At 76.1% G+C, this 6000-nt stretch carries 4 protein-coding genes; 2 read left to right on the plus strand and 2 right to left on the minus strand.

Annotated elements, in window-relative coordinates; all coding sequences use genetic code 11:
- Positions 1-98: 98 nt before the first annotated feature.
- Together FRAQA3DRAFT_RS02940 and FRAQA3DRAFT_RS02945 are read right to left on the minus strand one after the other, a co-directional pair.
- Entirely contained in the window at positions 99-761 is a 663-nt protein-coding gene (locus tag FRAQA3DRAFT_RS02940) for a hypothetical protein (RefSeq protein WP_009737575.1), read from the minus strand.
- Positions 739-1737, minus strand: coding sequence for a hypothetical protein (locus tag FRAQA3DRAFT_RS02945; protein ID WP_009737576.1), 999 nt, complete (start codon positions 1735-1737; stop codon positions 739-741). Before FRAQA3DRAFT_RS02945 ends, FRAQA3DRAFT_RS02940 begins: the two co-directional genes overlap by 23 nt.
- Positions 1738-2021: 284 nt before the next feature.
- Here FRAQA3DRAFT_RS02945 and FRAQA3DRAFT_RS02950 point away from each other — a divergent pair, with 284 nt between their 5' ends.
- Together FRAQA3DRAFT_RS02950 and FRAQA3DRAFT_RS02955 are read left to right on the plus strand one after the other, a co-directional pair.
- Positions 2022-3947: a toll/interleukin-1 receptor domain-containing protein gene (locus FRAQA3DRAFT_RS02950; RefSeq protein ID WP_198287014.1), complete on the plus strand. Its 1926-nt coding sequence runs from the start codon at positions 2022-2024 to the stop codon at positions 3945-3947.
- Between the two features lie 196 nt (positions 3948-4143).
- The gene (locus tag FRAQA3DRAFT_RS02955) at positions 4144-5937 is read left to right on the plus strand and encodes a hypothetical protein (protein ID WP_009737578.1); all 1794 of its coding nucleotides are present in this window, start codon (positions 4144-4146) and stop codon (positions 5935-5937) included.
- The last annotated feature ends 63 nt before the right edge of the window (positions 5938-6000 follow it).

Consider the following 6000-nt stretch of genomic DNA (forward strand, 5'->3'; position numbering starts at 1 on the left):
TTCGGGCGCGGTGACGGCCCTCGTGGCAGGATGCCGTCCCGCCGTGCCGATTCCCGGCCTCGCCGCGCCCGCCGCCGCGGCGCTGGTCCGGCGGCGTGTCATGACCGGCCCCGCAGGACGTGGCCGGCGGCCGCGCGCAGCTCGTCGTCGCCGCAGGGCTGGCGGGTGACGACGCGGACGCGCTCGTGCAGCCCGCCCAGAACCAGATCGCGGGAGCCGGGTTCGTGGTCGCCGAGCACGAGGGTGGCGGACGCGGCGGTGAGACGGGTGCGGTGGAACACGCCGGCGGCAAGCTTGTAGCGGGCCCCGCGGCGCAGCCGTTGCCGGTGGGCGACGTACGGCCGGACCGTGCGGCCGGTCGGGTGCAGCACGTCGACGTCCCCCCGGCTGGCCACCCGTAGGACCTGGTGCGTACCGGGCCTGTCGTCGGCAACCCCGATCGTCTCGTTCCCGACCTCGCCGAGCAGGACGATGCTCGTCATCGACCAGGAGTGCGCGTGGATCCCGCCGCCGGGGGCCGGACGTTGCGCCGGGGGCGGCGGCCACAGGTGTAGGCACAGGCCCTGCGGGGGACGTCGGTGCAGCGGCTGGCAGAGGAAGCCCAGCGGGTGGCGCACCGGGGGCAGCGGCGTCTCGGCCGCCCCGCGGGCGGCCGCGTACAGCAGGGCACAGCCCCAGGCGTGGATCGCGTCGAGGTCGCGGCCGGCGCGCAGGGCGTCGCCGACGTGCTCACACCGGTCAGGCGTACGGGTTCTGGGCATGGATCGCCTTCTGGATGATGCTTTCCACCGCCGTGTCGGTGACATCTGCCGGTAGTTCCAGCCCGAGCGCGGTGAACAGCGCCCGCACCTCGGGAACACTGGGCTGCTCGCCCAGCGGCAGGGACCGTGCGGAGTCGAGCGGGACCGGGCGCGCCTGTTCGAAACTCAGTCGGATGTCGGTCGCGTAGCAGTTGTAGAAGAACCGGCCGTGGCGGATGAGGAGCGCGGGGTTGCGAGGATCCTCCTGGGTGATGACGAGACAGCTCGGCGAGAGGTCGTAACGAATCGTCGTGACGCGGTCGGACAGGGCGACGTGAATGTCGAGGAAGGTGTACCGCTGCCGATACCAGCAGGCGGCGAGGATCGTGGCGAAGGATTCCAGCCTGGTCCGTTCCGCCGTCCAGGCGTCCCCGAACCGGTCCCGGTCGAGCTCCAGCGAACGGCGGAACCGGGCGTACTGCTCGCAGGGCCCGACCAGGGTCGGGTCGAGGATTTCGAGCTGGATGAACAGCCGCCGCCGCTCGGCCCGCGCCCGTTGCACGCACTCCGGCAGGGTGACCGCACGGATGAACGTTCCCGTGCCGCCGCGGAAGGTCCAGCTGTCGGCGGTGCGGCGCGCCTCCGCCAGGGCGGCGGGCACCTCCGCGCCGACCAGGATCCCCATCGCCGCGGACTCCTCGAGCGCCCGCCGCGAGGAGGCCAGCAGGTCCTCGACGGCGTCCAGCCGGTCGAGCTGGGGTGGGATGCGGTGCAGGTCGTCCGCGGCCCGGGTCAGCTCGCGATGTACCGACCGAGCCTGCGCGCGGTCCCGCAGCATGGCAGCGGCCAGCACGGCCAGCGTCGCCAGAATGGCGCTGAAGACGATGTGGTCGGAGGCGACGTCGAACGTTGCGAGAACCGCCACGAGCAGCGCCAGCGCAAGGGCCGCGCCCGCGTCCCCATGGTCGGCGAACCAGGCGAGAAAACGCCGCGTCAATGCTGCTCCCCAACCCGGGCCGGGCCGCCGGGAGCCGCAGCCGCCGGCGGGCCGGGCCCCGACCGTGTGCCGGCCGGGGGCGCGGACGATTCCGCGCCGGCCGTGTTCGCAATCCGGACGGCCGCCCCCGAAACCGCCCGACCGGTCGAGGATATCGTGCCGCCCCGATGGCGTCCCGCGCTCGGGCCGGTCGGTGCCCGGACGCAGGGGTCGCGCCGCCCGTTGCGCGCGGACCGGACGGCGCAATCCCCGCGTGCGATACTGCGGCCGTGCCGCGGGTCTTCGTGAGCTATTCCCGGCGCGACTTTCACTTCGCCGAGGCGATTGCCTGGGAGCTGTATTCCTCGCGGCGGGTCGATCCCTGGTTCGACGCCGCGGATCTCGACGCCGGCCTGGACTGGGCAGCGACGATCGGGCAGGCGGTGCGGGACAGCGACGCGCTCGTTCTGGTCGCCTCGCCAGCGGCGTTGCGCTCCCCGTACGTGACCGGCGAATGGGAGAGCGCGTTGCGAGCCGGCACGCCGGTCGTCGTCGCGGTCGTCGGCACCTGGCCGGTCAGACTGCCGGTGCCACTGCGTGCCAGCCCGGTCCACGACCTTCGCACCGGGCTGCGGGCCGGGGCGCGCCGCATCGCCGAGGAGATCGCCACGTGGTCCGGCCCGACGCCCGGCGCAGGTGGCGCTCTGGCGCGCAGGCCTGCCGCGGCCGGGAGGGACCGCCGCCGCTGGGCTCGGGTGCGTCACGCACCCCGGCTGCCCGTGCGCGTCACCGCCGTGTTGGCCGTGCTGCTCTCGGTGGCGGCGGTCCTGCTCGCCGGCGGCCTGTGTGTCCTGCTGGGCGGCGGGGGGAGCAGGGCGAGCGCGGGCGCCGCCGGGGCGGTCCGGCCGGTGCAGCGGGTCGCCGCGGGCGCGGTCCTGCTCGCCGCGGCGGGCATGGCCGGCTGGTCGGCCGGCGCGCTCGTCCGCCGGGTGGCCGGGCCGGCCGGGCTGGTCGCGGCCGTGCTCGGCCCCGCGCTGACCCTTCCGCTCCTGCCGGTGCTGCTGCCCGCCGCCCCCGGCGGGCCGTCGGCCGGACCAGGATTGCTCCGGTACCTCCCCGGTTGCCCGCAGGGGGCCGGCCCGGCGCGGACGGTGGCGGTGGCGGCCGCGCTCGTGGCCGCCGTGGCGCTCGCGATCGGCCTGATCCTGCGATCGGCCGACGTGCGGCTGTGGCTGGCCGCGGGCAGTGGCCGCGGGTCGCCGGCGTCGGGCGTCCCGCCGCTGGCGGTGGCCACCGGCATAACCGGCCACCCGCCGCCGGCGTGGCCCGTCGGCGGCTACCGGATCATCGCCGCGCCGGCCGACGAGGGCATCGCGCTGCTGATCCGGGCGGCCTGCCGGACGGCGGGGCTGGTCGAGATCGAGCGCGGCCGCCCCGGTGGCCGCGGCGACCCGCTGACGTTCGTGCTCATCACCGCCGGGGTGGACTGGGAGCAGGTCTCGCGGCAGGTGCCGGCCGCGGTGTACGTGTTGGGCGGCAGCGTGCGCTTCGCGCTGGATGGCGCCGCGGCGGGCCACGTGCACACGCTGAGCCGCGCCCAGTGGATCGATCTGCGCGAGCAGCGCCCGGCGGCGATGCGGTGTTTCCTGGCCCGGCTGGGCGGAGGGCGGGCGCTCGGGGTGGGCAGCGCCGTCCCGCCCAGCGAGTACGACGCGTTCCGCGCCCCCGCCGCCGTGCGCCGCCTGGTCACCGCCAGCGGGACGTGCCTCACCGCGATGGCCGCAGCCGGCGTGGCCGCGCCGCTCGCCCGTCCGGCCGCGGCCACGGTGGCGGTCATGGTGTCAGGTCTCGCGGTGGGCGTCCCGCTGCTCGGCCTGCTCGGTTGGGCGGTCGCCGGGCGGCGGGTGCGCCGCAGCCGGTTCACGCTGCTGCTGGTCGTGACCTGTCTGGTCACCGCCTCGTGGTCGGCCGGGCTGGCGTTGGTGCTCCAGCACGCCGGCGGACGGGTGACCGGCGCGGCGGTCCCGCTGACCGCGCTGGCGGCGGCCCTGCCGGTGCTGGGGGCACGCGACCTCCGGTCGCTGCGCCGCCACTGGCTGCCGCGGTGCCAGCCGCATCGGTCGAGGCTGCTCACCCCGGTGTTGCCGCGGCCGGTCGATCGGCACCTGCCGTGGACGTTCGTGACGATCGCCTGCGTCATCTATGCTGCCTTTCCGGCCGGACTCGGGTGAGATCCCTGCTTGAAGTAACCGGATCGGCGGGGTACGCGTACGCTCGGTGACCGTGACGGTTGTAGCGTCGCCGCCGCCTGCTCCCAGCGGGGGGCCGGATTCCCGGCGCCGTGGGGGCGTCCGGCGACGGCGCGAGGGCGGGGAACCCCGGGGGCGGGTCCCGCCCCGCCCTGGCGGGTTCGGCCGGGCCGCGCGGATGGTGCGGACCGTCGCCGCGCGCTGCGATGCCGGAGTCCGGCTGGTCGGGCTGCTCGGCGTGCTCGTCGTCGCGCTGGCGCTGTTCGGGCTGACGCTGCGCGGCGTCGTCACCCACCGGCTCGACGCCACCGACGACCTGGTCACCCGGCAGGGGCGGGCACTGGCGACAGCCCAGGAGCTGCGCGCCGCGCTGTCCCAGGCGGACGCCGCCGCGGCCGCCGAGGTGTTCGCCCCCATCGAACTTCTGGTCGACAAGGGTGAGCCGGCGGCCGAGCTGCGGCAGCGCTACGACGGGATCAAGGCCGGCCAGCCGTTCGAGGCGAGTGTCGCCGAGGCGGCCCGGGACGTTCTCGACCTGCGCCGCCTCGACCCGAGGCTGTGCGCCACCGCTCCGGATCCCCGATTCGGGCCCCCCGCTCAGGGCTCGGCCGCCGTAGCGGGAGGCGGCGTCGACGGCGGCGAGGGGGTCGATCTCGCGAATGCCGGCGGCGGGCCGGTCGACGGGCCGGACCAGGCCGGCGGGATGGCACCGCCCTGGTCCGACCGGGCCAGCGGGAACCAGGCCGCCGCGTCGCCCCCGGACCGCGGGCGATCCGTTCCCGGTCCCGCCACCGGCGGTGACGGGACCGGCGGCGGACCCGGCCTGCCTGACGGACCTGGCGGTCCGCGTGAGCCCGGCGGTCCGCATGGGCTCGGCGGTGCGGGTGGGCCTGGCGGTGCGGGTGGGCCTGGCGGTGCGGGTGGGGGCACCCCGTCCGTGGCGTGCCCCCTGGACCTGCTGGCGCAGGGCATCCCCGTCTACAACGGGATGGTGGAGCGGGCCCGGGCGAACAACCGCGCGGGCCTGTCCGTCGGTGAGGCCAACCTGCGGGCCGCCTCGACGATGATGCGCACCGAGATCCTCCCCTCGACCGAGATCCTCGTCGCCCGCTATGCCGAGGCCGTCGACCTTGCCTACCAGCGGGCCACCGGCTCGCAGGGGGAATGGGCCGTCGTGATCACCGCCGGCTTCGCGCTCGGCTCGCTGGTCGGCGTGCAGCTGCTGCTGGTGCGCCGGACGAACCGTCTGATCAACCCGGGCCTGGTGGTCGCCACCGGCGCGGTGCTGGCGGCCGTCACCTGGACGGCGGTGGCGTTCGGCACCCAGCAGACCCGCCTGGACACCGTCCGTGACGCCGGCTACCGGCAGATGACGCTGCTCGCGCGGTCGAAGACGCTGGCCTTGGAGGCCCGGGTCGACGAGAACCTGTCACTGACCGCGTTGGGCAACGGCGTCCGCTTCGACGAGCACTTCGCCTGGGTGACCAGGGGGTTGGGTTTCGACTCGGCCGGGGAGCGGTTGCCGCCCGAACCGGTCACCCGCCGCGGGTCCCTCGTCGTGGCTCTCGACAGTCGCCAGGGTGCGGGCCTGCCGCCCGGACTCGAGACGGACCTGCGTTCCTGGCTGCGGGTGCGCGACTCCGTGGTGCGGCTGCTGGCCTCCTCGCCCGACTCGGTCGTGGCTGCCGCCCACGGCCCCGGGGATGCCGGCTCCGCAGGTGGGGATCCCCGCTCGTCCGACACGTTCGGCGAGGCCGTGACCCGCACGCTCGGGCCGGGCACGGCCGCGTTCACCCGTTTCCTCGGCAAGCTGGACGTGGCGATCGACACCGCCCGCGGCCGGTTCGAGGGCGACGTGCGCCGGGCGGCCGACGCGCTGCGGGGCCTGCGGCTGGCCGGCCCGGCCCTCGTGCTCGCCGCCATCGTCGCCGCGGCGGCCGGCATGTGGCCGCGGCTGCGGGAGTTCCTTTGAGTCGCCGTGACGGCGCCCCCGGCCTGGGCCGCCCCGCCCGCCTGGGCCGCCCCGCCCGCCTGC

The sequence above is a fragment of the Frankia sp. QA3 genome (genome assembly GCF_000262465.1).
Taxonomy (GTDB): domain Bacteria; phylum Actinomycetota; class Actinomycetes; order Frankiales; family Frankiaceae; genus Frankia.

What these genes read in the sequence shown, in the direction of transcription:
- FRAQA3DRAFT_RS02955 (WP_009737578.1), top strand. Translation starts at nt 4,144, where the DNA reads ATGGTGCGGACCGTCGCCGCGCGCTGCGATGCCGGAGTCCGGCTGGTC.
- FRAQA3DRAFT_RS02940 (WP_009737575.1), bottom strand. Translation starts at nt 761, where the DNA reads ATGCCCAGAACCCGTACGCCTGACCGGTGTGAGCACGTCGGCGACGCC.